This is a genomic window from Coriobacteriia bacterium, from assembly GCA_018368455.1.
Lineage (GTDB): Bacteria > Actinomycetota > Coriobacteriia > Coriobacteriales > UMGS124 > JAGZEG01.
This window is the reverse complement of sequence record JAGZEG010000003.1, coordinates 165,274-185,472: the sequence shown is the minus strand read 5'-3', so window position 1 is coordinate 185,472 and position 20,199 is coordinate 165,274. Positions and strand designations below refer to the sequence as shown.

Below are 20,199 nucleotides of genomic sequence, written 5' to 3'. Positions count from 1 at the left end.
TGTGCGGGAATGCTGTCGAACGTTGTCTATGAGGGCATCGGACATTTCATATGACAGCGTTGCATGGCACGTCTGAACTGGGCATTCAATGAGATGAGACTTCCCGTGGGCAAAAATGTCTCTCCTGAGGCGTTGCCCCGATTTCTTTGCTGAGGCACACTGTTCGGCGACATGGGGAGGATGCATGACCGGAAAAAACGAGCCGAGAGGCCAAAATTCTGCCGAATCGTCCGACGTTGCGCCCGGAGCGCGACAGACGTTTGCCACGATCGCCGGGTTCGGGTGCCTACTTGCATGGACCTGCTCGCCTCGACGGTAGGGCGGCGGGGGCCCCGCGCGATCACGACCGTGAGCCACGTCGTTGCGTTCGCCATGGCGTTCCTCATTCTGCTCGCACCGATCGTCAAGGGAATGGGTCTGCTGGCCGACCTTGCCACCATGGTGTGCTATGCCCTGTTCTACCTGCTGCTGTGGACGCTGCTGGCCCAGACCGTCATCGCATACCGTCTTCCCGTCACCGTTGGGTTTGGGCTCGGCCTGGGCCTGGCGTTCGCCGGGTGTCTCGCCGGAACGTTCGTCGGGAGCCTCCTGACGTCGTTCGTCGACATCGGGTGGCGCTCATCTTGCCTGCTCGCGCTCGGCTGCGCCTGTATCGTGCACGCCTCGCTGATGTTTGTCGTGGACGACCGCACGATCGTGGCCCTGCTCGACGCCGACGACGAGCGCCCGTCCTCGCCGCGGCGCTTCATGCTGCGCTGCGAGCAGCTCGCCGACGCGCACGGCCTCACGCCACGCGAGACCGAGGTCATGGTGCTCATCGCTAAGGGCCGCTCCGCCCAGAAGATCCAGGAGATGCTTGGGCTGTCAGCCGGCACCGTGAACACGTATCTCGTACGCATATATAAGAAGCTCGGCATCCATGCACGCCAGGAGCTCCTCGACCTGTTAGACGAAGACCACGGTACCCCGATGTACTAGAATGGCCGTAATACAAGCAGTGTGTGGGGTATCGGCAGCCTGAGAGGAGCATCGTGACAGAGACGGCCCACGATCGGGAAACGCGTGACATATCGCGCCTGGCCATGGCGCTGACGTCTATCGGACTCGGTGCCCTGATATCGTGGACGTATATCGTGTTTCTGAGCTGGGCCGTGCTCACGCCGGAGCACGGTGACGCAAACCTGCTCGACAAGGCTCACTCTGTTTCGTACATGGGCCTCGTCGTCGCGCTGCTCGTCCTCGCGATTCTCTCGCGTCCCGGCACTGCCCTCGCCTCGCGCATCGAGCGTTGCGTTGCGGGAACGCAGGGAGCGCGTCTCTCCCCCGCCGTCGCGCTCGCCAGCGTGTCCGCGCTGGTCATGTGCGCTGGAACGGTCGTCATCATCGCCGGTGAGCAGGGCCAGCTCGGCAGGGGCGTATATCACGTGGCTGCGCTCGCATCGGGGGCCGGTCTCGGCGCGCTGTTCGCGCAGGCTGCAACCAAGGTCTCGCGTCTCCCCCGCCGATCAATCCCCGTGTGCCTTGCGATCGCATTCGTCATCGCCGCGGCGCTCTACACGCTTGCCCTGCACCTTCCCAGCGGCCCCACGCACATCATCTCCCTCATCCTGCCGCTCGTCGGAGCATCGCTCCTCATTCTGCCCGTCGAGGGCGACGCTTCCGCGTCTGCTCAGGATGAGAGACTCGCCCTGAAGGGCATGGCCCCGCAAGACCTGCCGCGTGCCATCGTGTGCTTCTGCGTGCTAGGTTTCGCAGAGGGCGTCGCGCGCGGCTTCTTCCTGCAAGCTAATCCGCACGCAAACCCCGTGCTGCACCGCTGGGTGTTCCTCATGGCGACCGTCATCGCTTGCTTGCTGCTTTTGCTTGCGGCCTTCCACGGACGGGGGCTCGTCGGCATCACAAGCGCGGGGCGAGCCGGCATGCTCATGCTCGCGTTCATGTTCCTGCTTGCGCCCATCGTCGAGGAGCTCGGCCTCGTCGCCGACGTGCTGACGAACGCGAGCCACATCCTTCTGCTGCTCATCGAGTGGACGCTGCTCGCCCAATACGTCAACGCATACCGGCCGAGCGCCGCACGCGCCTTCGGCTTTGGCCTGGGCATTGCCTACCTGGGATGGGTGGCCGGCGACGTAACGGGCAACGCGCTCGCTCCACGCTTTGGCTCGTCCTACCACCTCGAGAGCCTCATCGCACTCGTCTGTGCCTGCCTCACGATGCTCGCCTTTTTCCTCATCGTGCACGACCGCAGCATCGCCGAGGTCGTAAGCGAGGACGACCACGCGGGCGCGCCACGACGCTTCATGGAGCGCTGCGAAGACGTCGCACGCGAGTACGGCCTCACGAAGAAGGAGACCGAGGTCATGGTGCTCATCGCTAAGGGCCGCTCGGCTCAACGCGTTCAGGAGATCATGGGCATCGCCGCCGGCACGGTGAACACGCACCTCGCGCACATCTATCGCAAACTCAACGTCCACACCCGTCAGGAGATGCTGGACAAGATCGAGCGATAGCGCCAGAGCGGTGGCGTAACGACGCGCGATGCTCTACCATGGCGATCGTTTGCGCAACATCAAAGCGAAGGAGTGGCTCCCATGCCCAACGTAGGCAGCTTCGACGAGGCCGTGCGCCGCAGCAACGAGGTCGCGGCTGATCTGACGGTTCATCCTGAGAAGTACGTCATGCTCACCGGCGACCGTCCGACGGGCCGCCTGCATCTTGGCCACTACTTCGGCACGCTCAAGAACCGCGTTGCCTTGCAGAACCAGGGCGTGCGCACGAACGTCCTCATCGCCGACTACCAGGTCATCACCGACCGTGACACGACGGAGCACATCTCCGACAACGTGTACAACATGGTCATGGACTACCTGGCCTGTGGTCTAGATCCCGCGAAGACGATGATCTACACGCACTCGGCCATCCCCGCGTGCAACCAGCTCATGCTCCCGTTCCTCTCGCTCGTCACCGAGGCAGAGCTGCAGCGTAACCCCACGGTCAAGGCAGAGATGGAGGCGTCCGGCCACGCGCTGACCGGCCTGCTCCTCACCTATCCTGTGCACCAGGCGTGCGACATCCTGTTCTGCAAGGGCAACGTCGTCCCCGTCGGCGCCGACCAGCTCCCGCACATCGAGCTGACGCGCACGATCGCCCGCCGCTTCAACGAGCGCTTCGGCAAGGTGTTCCCCGAGGTCAACGCACTCCTGTCCAGCGCGACGTTGCTACCGGGCCTCGACGGCCGCAAGATGAGCAAGTCGTACGGCAACGCCATCTCCATCTCCATGACAGCCGACGAGACGGCAAAGCGCATCAAGAAGTCGCCGACGGACTCCGAGCGCACGATCACGTTCGATCCCGAGAACCGCCCGGGCGTGTCCGCTCTCATCTCGACGGCCGCCATCTGCACCGGCCGTGACCCGCAGGACATCGCCGACGAGATCGGCGACGCAGGTGCCGGCGCACTCAAGAAGTACGTCACGGAGGCGGTCAACGACTACTTCGCCCCCATTCGCGAGCGTCGCCACGCCTACGAGAACGACCTGTCCTACGTCAAGGACGTCCTCGCCGAGGGCAACCGCAAGGCCAACGAGATCGCCGAGCAGACGCTTGCCGAGGTGCGCGCCGCCATGGGGATGCTGTACTAGCACGCCATCTTCGCCGGCGTGTTCGCAAGAGATACTGTTCGATGAATTAAACTTCCGAGGAGCGCCCTCAATGCGAGCGGCGGTCCCCGGAAGTTTTTCTTTTATACGATATCGAACGGGTGTACGATAGTTTGCAATGCGACGGCGATCCGCACGGCACGACACGAAGGAGCGATGCGCATGTTCAACAAGCGACTCTGGGCTATGGTGCGCGGCGCGCATCCCTGCGTCTTCGCCTGCGTAGGCTTTCAGTGGCTCTCCCTGCTGGCAAACATTGCGCTCACGATGTTCATTGGTGTGTTCCTGCAGCACATGCTCGAGGGCAGCGTCACGCAGCTCAGCCTCGTGCAGCTCTGCCTCGGGGCCGCGCTCGCCATCGCCACGCGAGCCGCGTGCACCGTCATGGCACAGCGCATGGGCCTGCGCAGCTCCGTCGAGGCCAAGCGCACCGTCCGCCAGCAGGTCTACGACAAGCTCGTCGCCACAGGCCCCTCCTACGTCGAGAGCGTCCGCACGAGCGAGGCAATGCAGGTGAGTGTCGAGGGGGTTGAGCAGCTCGAGGTCTACTTTGGGCAATATCTCCCCCAGCTGTTCTACGCGCTCGCCGCTCCACTCACGCTATTCTTCTGCCTCGCCCCCTTAAGCCTGCCATCTGCCGTGGCGCTCATCGTCTGCGTGCCGCTCATCCCTGCGTCCATCATGGTTGTGCAAGGCATCGCTAAGAAGGTCATGGGGCGCTATCTGGGCGCATACACAGACCTCGGTGCCATGTTCCTCGAAAACATCCAGGGCCTGACGACCCTCAAGATCTACGAGGCCGATGAAGCCCGGCATCGTCAGATGAACGACGAGGCCGAAAAGTTCCGCGTCGCGACGATGAATGTCCTGCGCATGCAGCTCAACTCCATCATCGTCATGGATGTGTTCGCGTATGGCGGTGCGGCCGTCGGCATCATCGTGACGCTCGCCCAATACGCATCCGGCTCGATAGGGCTCGCCGCCGCCTTTACGATCGTGCTGCTCAGCGCCGAGTTCTTCCTGCCCATGCGCACGCTTGGCTCATTCTTCCACACCGCCATGAACGGCCTGGCGGCTGCAGAGAAGATGTTCAAGATTCTGGACGCGCCCCTGCCGCCCCAGGGAACGCGCACGCTACCTCACGGCCGGCAGCTCAACGTGTGCTGCCGGGGCGTCAGCTACTCCTATGACGGCTCGCGTCAGGTGTTGCACGACGTCGACCTGGCCGCCGCGCCCGGAGAGCTCGTCGCCATCGTCGGCCCATCCGGCTCAGGCAAGTCCACGCTCGCCGGAATCATCTCGGCGCACATTGCCGGGCATGACGGATCTGTTCGCATCGAGGGCGTCGAGGTGCGAGATCTCTCCCACGCCGCGCTCGCCAACGCTGTCACGACCGTGAGCTTCGCGAGCTACTTGTTCAAGGGCACCGTGCGCTCCAACCTGCTGATGGGCAAGCCCGATGCCACGGACGACGAGCTCTGGAGTGCCCTGACGCGCTGCCGCCTCGCCGATTTCGTGCGCGCGTCCGGCGGCCTTGACATGGCCCTCAGCGAGCAAGCTTCCAACCTGTCAGGAGGGCAGCGGCAGCGCCTGGCACTAGCTCGCGCCCTGCTGCATGACACGCCCGTCTACATATTCGACGAGGCCACGTCCAACGTCGACGCGGAGAGCGAGGCGGCCATCTGGCGCGTCATCGAGGAGCTCGTGGCAGACGGCCGCACGGTCATCGCCATCGCCCACCGACTCGCCGTCGTGGCGGGCGCCGCTCGCATTTACGTACTCGACGGTGGCACGATCGCGCAGTGCGGAACGCACGAAGAGCTGCTTTCCACAGGGGGCGCGTACGCGCGCATGTGGAACCAGCAGGCCGAGCTCGAGTCGTTCGCGCGCGCAACCGAAGACGGCACCGCACAGGAGCGCGAGGCAGAGCGAGCCCGACGCAACGCGGAGCCCGCACGGGAGGCCTGCTCGGCGAGGCCCGGCCCCGCCTCACACGCCACGCGACACGACCCCGTGCTCGACGGCCCCGAGCAGGCCGGCGCCGATGTCCCGGGTACGTCGGCGCCCCGCCGCCGCAGCGCCCTCAAGGTCATGGGACGCCTCGTCGGCCTCGTGCGCCCGCTCGCGCCTTTCATGGCGCTTGCCGTCGTACTCGGCGTGCTCGGCCACGTTGCCGCCATCCTGCTCACGCTGATCGGCGGGCAGGGCATCGCCCTCGTCGCGGCAACGCCCCATAGTGCGCCCGGTCTCACGGCACTGCTCGTCGTCATAGCCGCGTGCGGCATCATGCGCGGTCCGCTGCACTACGGCGAGCAACTCTGCAACCACTACATCGCCTTCAAGCTGTTGGCGCTCGTGCGTGACAAGATGTTTGGCGCCCTTCGACGCCTCGCCCCCGCAAAGCTTGAGGGACGCGACAAGGGAAGCCTCATCTCGACACTCACGGCAGACATCGAGCTGCTGGAAGTCTTTTACGCGCACACCATCTCGCCTGTTCTCATCGCTGTCGTTGTAAGCCTCGCCATGACAGTCGTCATCTGGTGCCAAGACCCGCGCCTGGGGCAGATCGCACTTGCGGCGTACCTCGTCATCGGCGTCGCCGTGCCGTTCTTCGCCTCAAAGGCGACAGGCTCAGCGGGCCTCACCATGCGCAACCGTATCGGAGACATGAACACGTTCGTACTTGACGGGCTGCGCGGACTCACGGAGACGCTGCAATATGGGCAAACCTCTGAGCGTTCGGCAGAGCTCGCCGAGCGCACACGCAAGATGGGCGAGACAGAGGGGCGTCTCAAAGATCGCACAGCGGCATTCATGGCACTGACGATGGCGCTCATCATGGCGTTCGACATCGTGATGCTCGTTGCGTGCGCCGTGCTGTGTCAGAGCGGCGCCATCGACTTCTCGCAGGCCATCACTGCAACGGTGGCACTCATGAGCTCCTTTGGCCCTGTCGTGGCCGTCGCAAACCTCGGCAGCACGCTTGCGCAGACGATCGCCTCGGGCAACCGCGTGCTCGACATCCTCGACGAGCAACCCCAGGTGCTCGATATCACAACCGGCCAGGACGTCCACACATTCACGGAGGTCATCGCACGCAACGTGGACTTCTCGTACGGCGGTGAGCAGGTCCTCTCCGGCATAAACTTGCGCGTGGAGCCCGGTACGGTCACGTGCATATCCGGGCGCTCCGGCTCGGGCAAGTCGACGCTGCTCAAGCTGCTCATGCGCTTCTGGGATCCCACGAGCGGCTACATCGAGATGTCCGGCGTCAACCTGCGCCGCGTCAACACGTCGAGCCTGCGTGCTAACGAAAGCTATATGACGCAGGACACCCACCTGTTCGCCGGCACGATCGGCGAGAACATCCTGCTGGCACGGCCCGACGCCACGCAGGAGGAGCTCGAGCGCGCCTGCAAGAAGGCGGCGCTGCTCGAGTTCGTCTCAACGCTTCCGCAGGGCTTTGACACGCCCGTCGGCGAGCTTGGCTCCACGCTGTCCGGTGGCGAGCGCCAGCGCATCGGACTCGCCCGCGTGTTCCTGCGCGACGCCCCGCTCGTGCTGCTCGACGAGCCCACGAGCAACCTCGACAGCTTGAACGAGGCCGCTGTGCTGCGTGCTCTCGAGCAGGAGCGCGCCGGCAAGACAATCGTGCTCGTCAGCCACCGTCGTTCTACGGTTGCGTTTGCAGACGCGCACGTCAGCGTCGAACATGGGAGGCTGAGCTAATATGGACGCCTCCTGGGAGAAGGCAGCCAGTGCCACAACGGGGCTCCCTTACGACATCGTGTTCTCCGACATCGACGGCACGCTGTTGCGCCCGACGCACGCCCTGTCTGCGCGGACCGTCCGCGCCGTGCGCGCCCTACACGAGCGCGGCGTCGTATTCGCACTCGCCACGGGGCGCATGCCCTCCGGGCTCACGCAGGTGTGCGCAGAGCTCGGCATACCAGCCTATCGCATCTGCTACAGCGGCGCCTTTGTCACAGACGACGTCGGCACGCCCCTGGCAAGCGAGACGATCGACGTCCAGACAACGCGCGCTGTCCTCGACCTCATCGCACGGCTATGGCCGCAGCTCTCGCCATGCTACTTCGCGGGGCCTCACTGGTACGCAGAAGACCCGACGGCACCAGCCATCGAGCGAGAGGCCTCCATAGTGCGAGCGACGCCAGAGCAGGCTTCCTACGATGACCTGCTCGCACGCGGCATCGAACCGAACAAGCTGTTCTGCGGGTGTCGTCCCGACCCAGCACGCAGCGAGGAGGTACGGCGCACGCTTGCGGCGCGCTTTCCCCACCTCTCGATCATCCGCTCCACGAACGGAGCGCTCATCGAGATAGTCCGCTCCGACGTCAGCAAGGCAACGGGCGCTGCCGCTCTGCTCAAGCACCTCGATCTCGACATGGCGCGCTCCCTTGCCTTTGGCGACGACGAGAACGACGTCCCGCTGCTCCAGGTCGCAGGGCATGGCGTCGCGATGGGAAACGCCGCCCCTCGCGTGCGACGCTGCGCCGACGAGACCGCGCCCTCGAACGCCGAGGATGGGCTCGCATGCGTCATCGAGCGTCTCCTCGGCATCGGAGCACCGCCGCGCGGATAGAAAGCTGTCAGGAAACGCGGCGCATACCCACACCGTGGGACGTGCCGCATCGGCATTCACCATTGGAAGGAGTCACATGAGCGCACAAGATAGCAACCCGACGATCGCCGACATGCTCAGCCGGCGCAGCATCCGCAGCTTCCAGAGCCGCCAGATAGACGAGGACGCGCTACAGACCATTATTAAGGCAGGCCAGTACGCCGCCACGGGTATGGGCAAGCAGCCTACGCACCTCGTCGTCCTCCAGGATCCCGAGCAGATCGCCACCCTCTCGAAGATGAACGCCGCCGTGGCCGGCGTCGATTCGGACCCCTTCTATGGCGCACCCACCGTCATCGTCGTGCTCGCCGACGCCGCGGCATCTCGCACCTACGTCGAGGACGGCTCGCTCGTGCTGGGCAACCTCATGCTTGCGGCCCACGCGCTCGGCATAGGATCGTGCTGGATCCACCGAGCCCGACAGGAGTTCGACAGCCCCGAGGGCAAGGCCCTTCTCGCTGCGTGGGGCGTCGAGGGCGATTGGGTTGGCATAGGCCACTGCGTCCTCGGTTACGCCGCCGGCGACGCCCCTCAGCCCGCGCCCCGCAAGCCAGGCTTCGTCACGCGCGTCTAGATCTGCCTTCCGCACAAGCGGGGCCGGCCCCTCCCCAGGAAGGACCGGCCCCGCATCTATTGAGCAGCAGTTTTTTCGATTTACTCGGCAGAGACCTCCTGCTGCGAGGCAGGTTCGCCTTCAGGCTCCGCAGGGGTAGCATCGGCCTCGACGGGGCCACCCGCGATAAACTTCAGCGGGATCTGCTCAGCGGCGAGCGTCGAGGGGTTGAGGCGCACCTCGACCTCGACCTCGGCTTCCGCCAGCTCGACGCGCGTCGTGAACGCACGCTTGCTCGGCGATGTTACCTTGAGGTCGAACGAGCCCTTGGCCGAGCCGATCGTGCCCACGCCGTCCGCGCCGGTACTCGCAAACTGTGCCTTGCCCCCGTCGGCCGGTTTGAGCTCGATGCGGGCGCTGCGCAGCGGCTTGCCCGCCTTGTTGTCAATGACATGCACCTTGAAGTTGCACTCCGGACGTTCGCGCGCCACGAACGAGAACTTGTGCGTTCCGGGCTCGTGCGGGATCTCCATCCCGTCGGCGATAAAGCGCGCCTCCCAGCGATGCAGCCGGGCGTCCATGGGCGCCGTCATCGTGAGCTTGTCCCACCACAGCGTCGTGCGCGGCTCCTCGGGCTCGTGCAGCGTGCCACTCGCCTGCAGTACCCCGTCAGCATCGACAACCTCGACACGACAACCACCCAGGTTGCAGCCGTCGGAGCAGCTGACGCCCACGCACACCTCGAGCGGCTCGCCGATCCACACCGGGGCCGTGAGCCCCCACGTCGAAATCGCGACGTGGTGCGCCTCGACCGTAAGCACAAGCAGCAGGTCACGCGAGGAGTGCGGGTTCGGGAACGCAGGACCACCATCGTCAGGCAGCGGCAACGGAGCGGGCTCGTAGTGAATGCGATACTGGTAGTCGCCCGGCTTCTCGGGCATCGTCAGCAGCAGAGCGTCCGTGTAGGCCAGGGACCCATCCTGGCCGACGAACGTAGAGCTCGCAAGCTCGGTGCCCGACGCGTCCATGATACTGATGGCGTCGCCGACGAGCTCGCAGCCGCTTGAGCACTCGCCAAACAGCACGAGCGCCACCGTGTCGCCGACGAACAGCTGGTCAGGCAGGCCGTCGATGTCAAACGACACATCGTGTCCCTGCCCGCTCGCCGTGGCGGGGATGCGCTCTTCTTTTAGGCCCTTGACGTCGATGTCGCCGACCTGCGTCGCCTCTTCGGCCATGCCTGCCTCCTTCAGTCGCCAGACGACGTGTCGTCGCCCCGGCCTATCAGCTCATATCGTTGCCATTGCACGAGTGCCCACGCCCCGCCCGGTGGCGGAAAAGGCACGCGTCTGCATACCAGCCCTAGGGTACCCCACCACGCGCGTGCCCATGCAGGGCATCTGCCGCTCGGCGCCACGTTTTTTACCGCACGGCTCCCGAACACGCGGGCAAGCGTTACTGCGCAGATCCCCCAGGGGCAGGTGGCGCACCCTTCTCGTCGGAAGCGCCCGGCGCTTCGCCCGACTCGATGATGTGTGCGAGCTCGTCCTCGCCGAGCACGGGCACGCCAAGCTCCCGAGCCTTCGTCAGCTTCGAGCCCGCCGCCGTACCGGCGACCACGTAGCTCGTTTTCTTGCTCACCGAGCCCGACACCTTGGCACCAAGCTCCTTGAGTGCCGCGCCCGCCTCGTCACGCGACCAGCGCTCGAGCGTGCCCGTCAACACGAACGTCAGGCCCAAAAGAGTTTGCGGCCTCGTCGGCGCAACGTCCTCCTCGAGGCAAACGCCCACGGCACGCAGCCGCTCGATGACGGCAAGGTTCTCCGGCACGCGCAGGAAGTCCACGACGCTCTCGGCAATCTCCGGGCCGACACCGTCGACGAGGGCGATGTCCTCTGCCGAGGCAGCGGCGAGCGCCTGAATCGACCCAAAGCGCCGTACGAGCGTCTCGGCGACCGTCTTTCCCACGTGACGGATGCCCAGGCCGAACAGGACGCGGGAGAATGGCTTTTCCCGCGATGCCTGAATGTTGGCAACGACCTTCTCGGCGATCGTGCGGCCCACGGTCGCAGACTCGCCGGCTCGACGGCTCTCGACCGTGTCCTTGTACGTGCGACCCGTCGGCACACCGTTGCGCAGGATGGGATCGCCCGCTCGGTGCCCTATGACGTCCTTCTCGTAGACGCGCCCCGTCGGCAGGGATGCGACCTGCTCGACAGTAAGGCCGTAGAAGTCAGAGACGTCGCCCACCTCCCCGGCCTCGATAAGCGCGGCCACGAGCTTCTCGCCCACGAGCTCAATGTCCATGACGGGACGGCTCACCCAGTGCAGCAGACGCTCAGTCGCCTGGGCTGGGCAGTCAATGGACACGCAGCGATACGCGACCTCGTCGCCCTCGCGCACGACGGGACTGCCACAGCTCGGGCAAGTCTCCGGCATCTCGAAGGGAGCGGCGCCCTCGGGGCGCAGATCAAGCACGGGCCCCACGACCTCGGGAATGACGTCCCCCGCCTTGTGCACGACGATCGTGTCACCAACGCGCACATCCTTGCGGCGGATCTCGTCGATGTTGTGCAGCGTCGCACGCGCAATCGTTGAGCCCGCAACAACAACGGGGTCAAACTCGGCAACAGGCGTGAGGGCGCCTGTACGACCAACCTGGATGGCAATGTTGCGCAACACCGTGCGTTTCTCCTCGGGCGGGAACTTGAACGCCGTGAAGAAGCGCGGGGCTCGGGCCGTGAAGCCGAGCAGATGCTGCTGGGCAAACGAGTTCACCTTGACGACGACGCCGTCGATGTCGTAGTCAAGGCCCTCGCGCTTACCGAGTGCCTCTGCGCAGAACGCGTGCACCTCGGCCGCGGTGGCACAGCGCGTGACGTTGGGGTTGACGTGAAAGCCCGCCGTGCGCAGCCAAGCAAGAAAGTCCTGCTGGTTGTCGACGTCGAGCGAGTCCATGTCTGCCAGGGCGTACATAAAGGTCGCGAGATCGCGCCCGGCCGTGACCTTGGGGTCCTTCTGGCGCAGCGACCCCGCAGCCGCGTTGCGCGGGTTAGCAAATGGCGCGCGGCCTGCCTCGTCCGCCTGCTCGTTCAGGCGCAGGAACGACGCTTTGGGCATGTAAACCTCGCCGCGAACCTCGATGACGCCCTCGGGATGCAGTACGTGGCCGAGCGCCTCGGGCTGCAGGTGCATGGGCACGTCGCGAATCGTGCGCACGTTGAGCGTCACGTCCTCGCCCGTGACGCCGTTGCCGCGCGTCGCTGCCCGCACGAGCGTGCCGTCGCGATAGGTCAGCGCGATGCCCAAGCCGTCGATCTTGAGCTCGCACAGGTACTCCGTCGGGCCGCCGAGCTCGCGCTCCGTACGTTCAAGCCAGGCATCGAGCTCTTCGAGGTTCATGACGTCATCGATTGAGTACATGCGAGCGGCATGTGGGACCTCGGCGAATTGGCTCGCCACGTAGCCGCCGACGCGCTGCGTGTAGCTGTCGGGCGTCACGAGCTCGGGGTGGGCAGCCTCGATGGCGCGCAGCTCGCGCACGAGAGCGTCGAAGGCGGCGTCCGTGATCTCCGGGTCGTCGAGCGCATAGTAGCGATAGGCGTGGTAGTCGAGCAGCCGGTTGAGCTCAGCCGAACGCTCCCGCGGGCTCAACTCGCCCCGGGAGGCAGCAGACGGCTCACCGGTCGCGTCAAAGAGCGCTGGCGTGTCATTGGCAGACGTATCGGACACATGGGCAGTCATGGGGAACGCTCCTCGCCAGGCTAGACATCAGATCCGCACGTCATCATAGCCAACGGCGAGCCCTGCGCCGTGCACAAACAATGGGAAGGCAGGCGTCTCCAGAGGTGGAGCTCCGGCATTTGCCTCTCCGCCCGCACGCTAGCCCGCACGTGATGGGACGGAAAATGGCCAGGAATCCCCGGCATGCATGCCTCTTCTGGCCCCAGAGGTACATCCGAAAGCAAGGCGCCCGGAGAAGACGCAGGTGAGAAGGCTGTGGTGCGGGAGTGGCCTGGAGGCACCCATGCACCACGGCGACTCCTGACCAGCCTTGCGGCGCACGCACGCAGGACGCCATCGAACGGAAAATACCCCCGTGCGGTTGCGCAACGAAAAGCCGCCCCACCCGCAAGGATCTGCGGGCGGGGCGGCGTCCCGTGCCAGAAAGCGTTGTGCGGCGCGGGCCTACGCGCGAGCAGCGGCGCTACGACCGGCGATGCGGCCGAACGTCAGACAGTCGGCGATGGAGCTGCCCGAGCCGATGTACTCGCCGTAGATGCCGTTGCTGGAGCGGCCAGCGGCGTACAGGCCGGGGATAGGCTCGTTGTCGTAGTTGACGACCTCGGCGTTCGTGTTGATCTTCAGGCCGCCGAGCGTGAACATCGACGTCATGACGGGCGTCGTGTACATGGCATAGAACGGGCCCGTCTCGATGGCCTTCAGGTACTCGAGGCTCTTGTGGAAGTCCGTGTCCTCGCCCTTGGCGCACATCTCGTTGTAGCGCTCGATGCTCTCGACGACGTGGTCGACGGGCAGGCCAATGGCCTCGGCGAGCTCCTCGATGGAATCAGCCTGCGCATAGGGCTTCAGGTAGGCGCCGTACTGCGTCGTGAGAATGTTGTCGAGCTTAGGCTGGTCGAGGATGACGAAGCACGCGTCGGGCGTGCGCTCCATGACCTCGCGGCCGATCCACGAGCCGTACCAGTCCTCGGCCAGGAAGCGGAAGCCGTGGTAGTCGAGCATAGCACCGGCAGCAAGGTCGCCATAGAGGTACATGAACTCCAGCGCGGCGATACGGGACATGGACTTCGTAGCAGCGCCAACCTTCTGGCCCATGCGAATGCCGTCGCCCAGGTCATTCTCGTTGCCGGTCTTGCTGCCGCACAGCAGGTAGTCGGCGTTGTAGTCGGCGATCATGGCGTCGTTGTACGTGAATGCGCCAGCCGCGATGACGACGCCCTTGTTCGCCTTAACGGCAAGCGCCTTGCCGTCCGCGTCCGTGGCGCGCACGCCGATGACAGCGCCCGTCTCGTCCGTCACGAGGCTCTCGGCAGCGGTGTTGTAGTGCGGCGTCGTGAAGCCCTCGACAACGCTCTCCATCGGCTCAAAGATGCCAGCGGCACCGCCGTTGGGGGTGTGTCCACGCGGGGCAGCCTTGGCGACGGCCGTGTACTCGGGAGCGCGCTCGTTGCCGGTGTAGTGCAGGCTGATGCCCTCCGTCGCCTCGACGATGTGCGTCTCGACCTCGGCGTCGCCGTCGAACACCATGCCCTGGGCCTCGCACCAGTCGTACAGGTCGAGCGAGGAGTCGCAGAAAATCTTCTGGAGGTCGGGGTCAGAGCTCGGGCCGAGAGCCGCCTTCACATAGGCAGCCATGTCCTCGGGCGTGTCCTCGATGCCGAGCCTCTTCTGCAGGCCCGTGCCGCCGCCCATGTAGATGATGCCGCCAGAGCGGAACGTCGAGCCGCCACCACGACCGGCCTTCTCAATGACGCAGACCGAGGCACCCGCCGCGTTGGCCTCGATGGCGGCCGCGCAGCCGGCGGCGCCCATGCCGACGACGACGACGTCAACCTCTTCGTCCCACGCCGGCGCATCAGCGGCGGCAGAGGCCTTCTCGTTGGCCAGGGCCAGGGCCGAGCCACTGGCCAGGGCGGCCGTCGCGGCACCAGCGACGAACGTGCGGCGGGACATGCGTGCGTTGGTAGACATGTGATCCCCTTTCGAAATGCGGACGAGGTACTCCCCCACAAGCGCCCTGGCCGTAAGCCTGGCGCCGTGCTTCGTAATCTGATTGTGAGGGCAGGACGTGGCGCCACACATCGACCAAGTGCTCGGTCAAGCGACGTCAGCACCGGGATGACCCATCGGCCAAACGGGGTGAGCAAGATATCGGTCACGGATACTTGACACGTCTACCTGCCCCTCTTGCCTCGTTTCGATATGCTTTGCCGCCCCAACTTCCAAACGGATTGCTATAGTGGAATGCGGGCGCACCAAACGTGGCGCGCCTCATGCAGAAGGGCGGCTTTCCGATGGCACTCGCTTCGAATCAAGACCTCCCGCTTGGCGTCGTCATGGAGCGCGCCGTTAGGTGGGGAGTACCCGCCTCCCCTCTGTTCGCCGCGATGCTGACAGCGCTCTCGACGACGCCGGCATCGCTCTCGGAGGTCGACGCCGGCATCTCGTACATCGCCTGCATGTTCGGTGCGCTTCTCGGCTTCCTCCTCGTCTGCACGGCACGCACCTGGGCGCCCATGGCCCGGACGATCACCTGCTGGGGAGGCGCCGTCGTGCTGGAGGTCGCGTGGGTCGCACTGACGATCGCCGAGTTCAACGCGCTGCCCGTCGTGACGCGCTGCGGGATGGTGCTCGTCGGCCTCTCGACTGCCGTCCTGCTTTGCCTGTGGCTCAGCGTCGATCAGTGGAGCGACCCGCGTTGCGAGATCGGCAAACTCTCCGTCGCCCTGCTGTGCGCGTTTCTCATCAGCGCCCTGATCAGCACGGCACCTTATCTCGCCTACGCCAGCTTCGGCCTGCCGTTCCTCACGGCGATTCCCCTCGCCCTGCGCCTGAAAGAACGCCTCGTCGAACCATCCGAAGGAAGTGCCGCGCAGCAGGCGCTCTCCATGGTGCGGCCCCGCCTTGCCATCGTGCCGCTCGTACTCGCCTTTGGCGCCGGCATCGGCGTCCTCGGATTCGGCGGCACGATAGCGGACTACGGAGCGGCCCTGGCAGCGCTGGCGCTCCTCGTCCCGTTCGCGCTCGGCCCATCTGCGCATGTGGCCACAGGGCAGCTCGCGGCCCCGCTTGCCATCCTCGGCTTGACGATGGCCGTCTTGTTCGAGAGCGGTGCACCGTTCTCGTTCTTTCTCTCGGGATGCGCTGCCTGCCTCGCCTGGCTGTGGATGGACGTGCGCATCGAACCCGCCACGGGCGAGCTTTCCCCGGCTAGCCCTCGCACAACGGCTCTCGTGCTCGGCCTCGCAAACGTGTTTGCCCTGGCAGGTCTCCTGGCCGAGCACGTCGTCGCCGGCCTCGCGCGGGCGAACACGGCGACCGTTTCCGTCTTCCTGTGCGCCTTGCTCGTCCTCGTCGACCTGCTGTGGCGCCTCAGCGCCCTGCGCTCCCCCGCCAGCAGCGAGCCGGCCTCCCGCTACGGGCGCATCAGCCCAAGAACAGTCGGCACCGCAACGCCTCAGCTCGGCCCCATCGATGAGCACGTACTTGAGACCGCGTTTGGCCTCTCGCCGCGCGAGGCGCAGGTAGCAAGCCTGCTCTGCGAGAACAGGAGCGTAAACTACGTCTGCGCGAGTCTCGACCTGTCGCGCAGCACCGTAAAGACGCACGTACGCCACATCTATGAGAAGGCGGGCGTGCACAGCAAAGACGAGCTGCAGCTCCTCGTTTGCAGCGACCAATGCCGAAAGGACGCATAACGACACATGGACACCGTTGCATTCGCAGGGCTCACCTGGGGCCAGCTGCTCTCAAAGGCAATGTTTCTCCTCGTCGTCATCGCCGTCGCCTACGGCGTGCAACATGTCGTCGTGCGGCTCATCAGCCGACTTCTCTCGCGCACACAGGCACTGCCCCAGGCGTCCATTCTCACGAACATCGCGCGCGTCGTCATCTGGGTGCTCGCGCTCGTGACCGTGCTTAACCCTGTGTTCGGCATCCAGCCCACGACGCTCTTTGGCGCCCTGGGCATCTCATCCATCGTCATCTCGTTCGGCTTGAAGGACACAATCTCGAACATCATTGGCGGACTTGCCCTCATGATCAGCAAAGTCGTCCAGCCGGGCGACTACGTGACGATCTCGGGCATCACCGGCACCGTCAGCGACCTCACGTGGCGCCACACCATCGTCCAGAACCGCGCCGGGGACCACGTCGTCATACCGAACTCCGTGCTCAACACGACCGCCGTCGTACGCCAGGCCGCCTCAACAGAGTGCGCGTGCACGGTAGACTTCACGATGGAAGCCGGCCGCAACCCAAACGATGTGGCGACAGACATCATAGAGACAGCCCAAGGCGTCGTGGGCGACCGTCTGCGCGACGGCATGGAGAGCGCCGTGTTCTTTGGCAGCATCACGCCCTACGGCGTCAAAGGACAGCTCTGGGTGTACGTCAAGCCCGACATCCCCTTTGGCGGCGTGCGCAACGATATCGTTCGCGCGTTGGCGTGCAAGCCATATTTCTCGACGTTTGACGAGATGGCCGCCGCCGGGGAGCCAAGCACGTTTTAGAGAGGCATGACCGTCCGACCATATACCTCATTGACGACCTGCCCGAACGCGCCATACAGGGCGAAGCACGCACAGACGAGGCCCTCAACGCCCGTCACGAGCGTCAGCGTTGCGTTCGGAGCAAAGTTACCCGCGGCAAGCAAGAAGAACAAGATAGTCAGCGTACCGAAGACGAGCTGGTTCGTGCGCGTCTGCTTGAGCGTGCCGACGAACATGAACAGCGTGTAGACGCCCCAGAGGACGAAGAACCAGCCAAGATCGGGACCGGCAAGCGCAAAGCCGTCTCCTAGCGGGTTCACGAGGATGAAGCACAGCGCCCACCAAAACAGGCCGTACGACGTGAACGCCGTTGCGCCAAACGTGTTGTGATAACGAAACTCCATGAGGCCAGCGATGACCTGGGCAAGGCCTCCCACGAACAGGCCAAGGGCGATGATGGCGACCGACATGTGGAAGAGTCCTATGTTGTGCAGCTGCAGTAAGGCGGTCGCCATGCCGAAGCCCAGAAGACCGAGCGGGGCGGGGTTGGCGTGGGCATGCGTCGTCTCGGACATGGGGCATCACCTTTCTTTGTCATGAAATGGGAACTGCGCTTGCCCTGGAAACGGCCTGCATCCCCAAGCACAGCGCGTGACTTGTTTTTAATGGTAGAAATGCCGGCAAAGCGGCGCAATGACCCCATGGTAAGAAGGTGAGATTCGTGTCAACAAGAGCTCAGGTCCTGGCCAACTTATAGCTTGAACTGGCGTATTACAGACGTATGACATAATCAGCTATAAGGGCAGGTACAGTGGGCCTCGCACATCCGAAACGGCAACAAATCGATCTTGCGCCATGAGGCCAGTAAACAAAAAACCGGATGAACTCGTCATCCGGTTTTAGTAAGCAATGGTGGGCGATGCAGGATTTGAACCTGCGGCCCCATCCGTGTGAAGGATGTGCTCTACCCCTGAGCCAATCGCCCATTGCGTGACGTTACAAGCCTTGGTAATAATCGAGCCGGAAGTCTTGGTGACTTCCGGCTCGCTCAGGCTCTGGTGGAGATAAGGGGATTCGAACCCCTGACCTCTTGACTGCCAGTCAAGCGCTCTCCCAGCTGAGCTATACCCCCGTCACAAGGTGCAGGGGATACAATACGGCAGAGGTTTCGTTGAGTCAAGAACTCTCTGCCGAGAACCTTGTGTTTGCCCTTAGTCCATAACTCAACCACAAAGAAAGCTTCACCAATGACAGTGCCAGGCCATTGTGCTGGCCAAACTTTTCGAATGTGCACGGTTTTGCAAAACCGTGCCCGGAAAAAGGGCGCGATCTTCGAGTGTGCGGGGTTTGCGCGCCACAGTAGGCCCGCTTAGAACTAGCTTACTATGACTAGCAAGCCTCTGACCCGTGTCTTTCTCCCGACAGGGCAGTAAGCGACCGCTAGGCGACTGGCACAAACCTCGCATGTCCGCAATACGCGCCCATTTTCGAGGCCTCACGTTACAAAACCTAACACATCCGCAAAGTTCGCCCATAAGGAGACGACGTAACAGGGCCACGGCACACCCAAAGCGAGCAGACAGGACAGCACGCACAACAAAGAACCGAGGCTTGCCCCCATGCATCTCTCCAGAAGAGGCGCCAAACAAAAAAGGCGAGGAGCCCATGTGAGCTCCCCGCCTGTATACGCAATGGTGGGCGATGCAGGATTTGAACCTGCGGCCCCATCCGTGTGAAGGATGTGCTCTACCCCTGAGCCAATCGCCCATTGCCGCGCTTTGCACCTGAGAAACAAAACAGGCCGGAAGCTACATGCTCCCGGCCCGACGGAGTATCTGGTGGAGATAAGGGGATTCGAACCCCTGACCTCTTGACTGCCAGTCAAGCGCTCTCCCAGCTGAGCTATACCCCCGTCACAAGGTGCGTTGAGTATATTACCCAGAGACCCCTACCCCGTCAAGCCCCAAAATCAAAATCAGTCACATTTTTGTTGCACCCCAGAAAAGAGGCGCTCGAGGAGGCGTGCATCGAAACGCAGGACGTCTGCCACACCGTCATCCGCGCAATCCGCGGGCTCGCACGCCTCACCGCGCCCCAGCAGCTCCGCCTCGCTTCCGGGAACCATGCCCAGCCGTACCTCCCCCGACGCGATCGTCTCGACGCGCACGTCGAGCGGCACGCGCACAACCGCGTCTCCCACGTCGATGCCGCCCACGCACGCACCCGCCGGCAGCCGCAGCAGCCAGCCGTGCTCGGTGCTAGCCAGCACACTCGTCGCAGGAACGCAGAGCCACTGCACCTCAACGACCCCGCCGTCCTCACGCGGGTCCTGCGCAAGGCCGAGCTCGCGTCTGACCTCGAACAAGCGACGCTGCATGTCGCTGACGGCGCGTGAGAGCTCGTCATGCCCGTATGAGCGCCATGGCTCGTGCAGGTCGTTCAACAGCTCGGCCGTCGCCCGATCCATCGCCATGGCACGCTTGGGGCTCTCGATGCGGCCTTGGGCTTCGTAGGCGTCCCCACGGCGCATGACCATGACGAAGTTGTGGTGGCTGTCAAAGTCGGCCCGCATGTCACGGTATAGGGCCGCACGCCCCTCAGCGTCAAACGGGGGCCGCAGACACACCATGCCAATGAGCCCCGGCGAATCCGTCACAACAAAGTCGCACTGCCCAAGGCAGCGATTGACGCGCGCCTGCTGCTGGGCAAAGAACAGCCGCTGCGTCTGCAGGCCACCGTCCATGACGGCACGGGCTCGGGCGCGCTCCTCGGGCGTCGCAAGCGGGGCCTGCGTGTCCCAGACGACCTCCTTGGCGTACTCGGGCGCAAAGTCAGCCAGAAAGCCGAGCTTCTTGAGACGCGACGTGATGTCGAGCGCCGCCGTCGTCTTACCCGACCCCGGCCCGCCGAATATGCTGACAACGACGGTCGGGCGCATCGGAGCAGCCTCATCCCCCGGCCCGAGCACCCCTGCGTCTTTCGGCTCGCCAGGCACCGTCGAGGGTGACGGCTCTTCCGCCAAACGGCTGCAGGCGTCGTTCTCCATGCGTCGCACCATCCTTGTCGTCGCTCCATGCGACGGGGGCCCGACCCCATTGAGCCGAGCCCCCG

At 64.5% G+C, this 20,199-nt stretch carries 13 protein-coding genes and 4 tRNA genes; 8 read left to right on the top strand and 9 right to left on the bottom strand.

Annotated elements, in window-relative coordinates; genetic code table 11:
• Positions 1–348: 348 nt before the first annotated feature.
• From KHZ24_03010 to KHZ24_02985, 6 genes are all read left to right on the top strand, one after another.
• Positions 349–978, top strand: coding sequence for a helix-turn-helix transcriptional regulator (locus tag KHZ24_03010; GenBank protein ID MBS5450171.1), 630 nt, complete (start codon positions 349–351; stop codon positions 976–978).
• A gap of 53 nt (positions 979–1,031) precedes the next feature.
• Positions 1,032–2,510 carry a helix-turn-helix domain-containing protein gene (locus KHZ24_03005; protein MBS5450170.1) on the top strand — a complete coding sequence of 493 codons (1,479 nt, stop codon included), beginning with the start codon at positions 1,032–1,034 and terminating at the stop codon, positions 2,508–2,510.
• A gap of 81 nt (positions 2,511–2,591) precedes the next feature.
• Positions 2,592–3,641 (top strand): tryptophan--tRNA ligase, encoded by a 1,050-nt coding sequence (gene trpS / locus KHZ24_03000; GenBank protein ID MBS5450169.1) that lies wholly within the window; start codon positions 2,592–2,594, stop codon positions 3,639–3,641.
• 180 nt (positions 3,642–3,821) lie between these two features.
• On the top strand, positions 3,822–7,388 hold the full coding sequence (gene cydC / locus KHZ24_02995; GenBank protein ID MBS5450168.1) for a thiol reductant ABC exporter subunit CydC: 3,567 nt from the start codon (positions 3,822–3,824) through the stop codon (positions 7,386–7,388).
• Position 7,389: 1 nt separating this feature from the next.
• Positions 7,390–8,262: an HAD family hydrolase gene (locus tag KHZ24_02990; protein ID MBS5450167.1), complete on the top strand. Its 873-nt coding sequence runs from the start codon at positions 7,390–7,392 to the stop codon at positions 8,260–8,262.
• Between the two features lie 76 nt (positions 8,263–8,338).
• Complete coding sequence (locus tag KHZ24_02985) at positions 8,339–8,875, top strand: nitroreductase (GenBank protein ID MBS5450166.1); 537 nt, start codon at positions 8,339–8,341, stop codon at positions 8,873–8,875.
• 80 nt (positions 8,876–8,955) lie between these two features.
• Here the strand turns inward: KHZ24_02985 and KHZ24_02980 are convergent, their stop codons facing one another.
• The 3 genes from KHZ24_02980 to KHZ24_02970 all read right to left on the bottom strand — a co-directional run bounded on the left by KHZ24_02980 (position 8,956) and on the right by KHZ24_02970 (position 14,569).
• Positions 8,956–10,092, bottom strand: a complete 1,137-nt coding sequence (locus KHZ24_02980) for a hypothetical protein (protein MBS5450165.1) — start codon at positions 10,090–10,092, stop codon at positions 8,956–8,958.
• A gap of 217 nt (positions 10,093–10,309) precedes the next feature.
• The gene (gene ligA, locus KHZ24_02975) at positions 10,310–12,598 is read right to left on the bottom strand and encodes an NAD-dependent DNA ligase LigA (protein MBS5450164.1); all 2,289 of its coding nucleotides are present in this window, start codon (positions 12,596–12,598) and stop codon (positions 10,310–10,312) included.
• Positions 12,599–13,042: 444 nt separating this feature from the next.
• Complete coding sequence (locus KHZ24_02970) at positions 13,043–14,569, bottom strand: FAD-dependent oxidoreductase (protein MBS5450163.1); 1,527 nt, start codon at positions 14,567–14,569, stop codon at positions 13,043–13,045.
• A 323-nt stretch (positions 14,570–14,892) separates the two neighbouring features.
• Between KHZ24_02970 and KHZ24_02965 the strand changes: the two genes are divergently transcribed.
• A complete protein-coding gene (locus KHZ24_02965) occupies positions 14,893–16,296 on the top strand; it encodes a helix-turn-helix domain-containing protein (protein MBS5450162.1) in 1,404 nt (467 codons plus the stop codon).
• Positions 16,297–16,302: 6 nt separating this feature from the next.
• Entirely contained in the window at positions 16,303–17,109 is an 807-nt protein-coding gene (locus KHZ24_02960; protein ID MBS5450161.1) for a mechanosensitive ion channel, read from the top strand.
• Here the strand turns inward: KHZ24_02960 and KHZ24_02955 are convergent.
• The 6 genes from KHZ24_02955 to KHZ24_02930 form a co-directional block, all read right to left on the bottom strand.
• Positions 17,106–17,663, bottom strand: a complete 558-nt coding sequence (locus tag KHZ24_02955; protein ID MBS5450160.1) for an acetate uptake transporter — start codon at positions 17,661–17,663, stop codon at positions 17,106–17,108. The genes KHZ24_02960 and KHZ24_02955 overlap by 4 nt on opposite strands.
• A 335-nt stretch (positions 17,664–17,998) precedes the next feature.
• Positions 17,999–18,073 (bottom strand) — tRNA-Val (locus KHZ24_02950).
• Positions 18,074–18,144: 71 nt separating this feature from the next.
• Positions 18,145–18,220: transfer RNA gene (locus tag KHZ24_02945), tRNA-Ala, on the bottom strand.
• A 560-nt stretch (positions 18,221–18,780) separates the two neighbouring features.
• Positions 18,781–18,855 (bottom strand) — tRNA-Val (locus tag KHZ24_02940).
• Between the two features lie 69 nt (positions 18,856–18,924).
• Positions 18,925–19,000 (bottom strand) — tRNA-Ala (locus KHZ24_02935).
• A 63-nt stretch (positions 19,001–19,063) separates the two neighbouring features.
• The gene (locus tag KHZ24_02930) at positions 19,064–20,134 is read right to left on the bottom strand and encodes an AAA family ATPase (GenBank protein MBS5450159.1); all 1,071 of its coding nucleotides are present in this window, start codon (positions 20,132–20,134) and stop codon (positions 19,064–19,066) included.
• Positions 20,135–20,199 lie beyond the last annotated feature (65 nt).

Excerpts from the sequence above, each read along its gene's own strand:
- trpS (MBS5450169.1), top strand. The coding sequence starts at position 2,592 with ATGCCCAACGTAGGCAGCTTCGACGAGGCCGTGCGCCGCAGCAACGAG.
- cydC (MBS5450168.1), top strand. The coding sequence starts at position 3,822 with ATGTTCAACAAGCGACTCTGGGCTATGGTGCGCGGCGCGCATCCCTGC.
- KHZ24_02990 (MBS5450167.1), top strand. The coding sequence starts at position 7,390 with ATGGACGCCTCCTGGGAGAAGGCAGCCAGTGCCACAACGGGGCTCCCT.
- KHZ24_02985 (MBS5450166.1), top strand. The coding sequence starts at position 8,339 with ATGAGCGCACAAGATAGCAACCCGACGATCGCCGACATGCTCAGCCGG.
- KHZ24_02980 (MBS5450165.1), bottom strand. The coding sequence starts at position 10,092 with ATGGCCGAAGAGGCGACGCAGGTCGGCGACATCGACGTCAAGGGCCTA.
- ligA (MBS5450164.1), bottom strand. The coding sequence starts at position 12,598 with ATGACTGCCCATGTGTCCGATACGTCTGCCAATGACACGCCAGCGCTC.
- KHZ24_02970 (MBS5450163.1), bottom strand. The coding sequence starts at position 14,569 with ATGTCTACCAACGCACGCATGTCCCGCCGCACGTTCGTCGCTGGTGCC.
- KHZ24_02965 (MBS5450162.1), top strand. The coding sequence starts at position 14,893 with ATGGCACTCGCTTCGAATCAAGACCTCCCGCTTGGCGTCGTCATGGAG.
- KHZ24_02960 (MBS5450161.1), top strand. The coding sequence starts at position 16,303 with ATGGACACCGTTGCATTCGCAGGGCTCACCTGGGGCCAGCTGCTCTCA.
- KHZ24_02955 (MBS5450160.1), bottom strand. The coding sequence starts at position 17,663 with ATGTCCGAGACGACGCATGCCCACGCCAACCCCGCCCCGCTCGGTCTT.
- KHZ24_02930 (MBS5450159.1), bottom strand. The coding sequence starts at position 20,134 with ATGGAGAACGACGCCTGCAGCCGTTTGGCGGAAGAGCCGTCACCCTCG.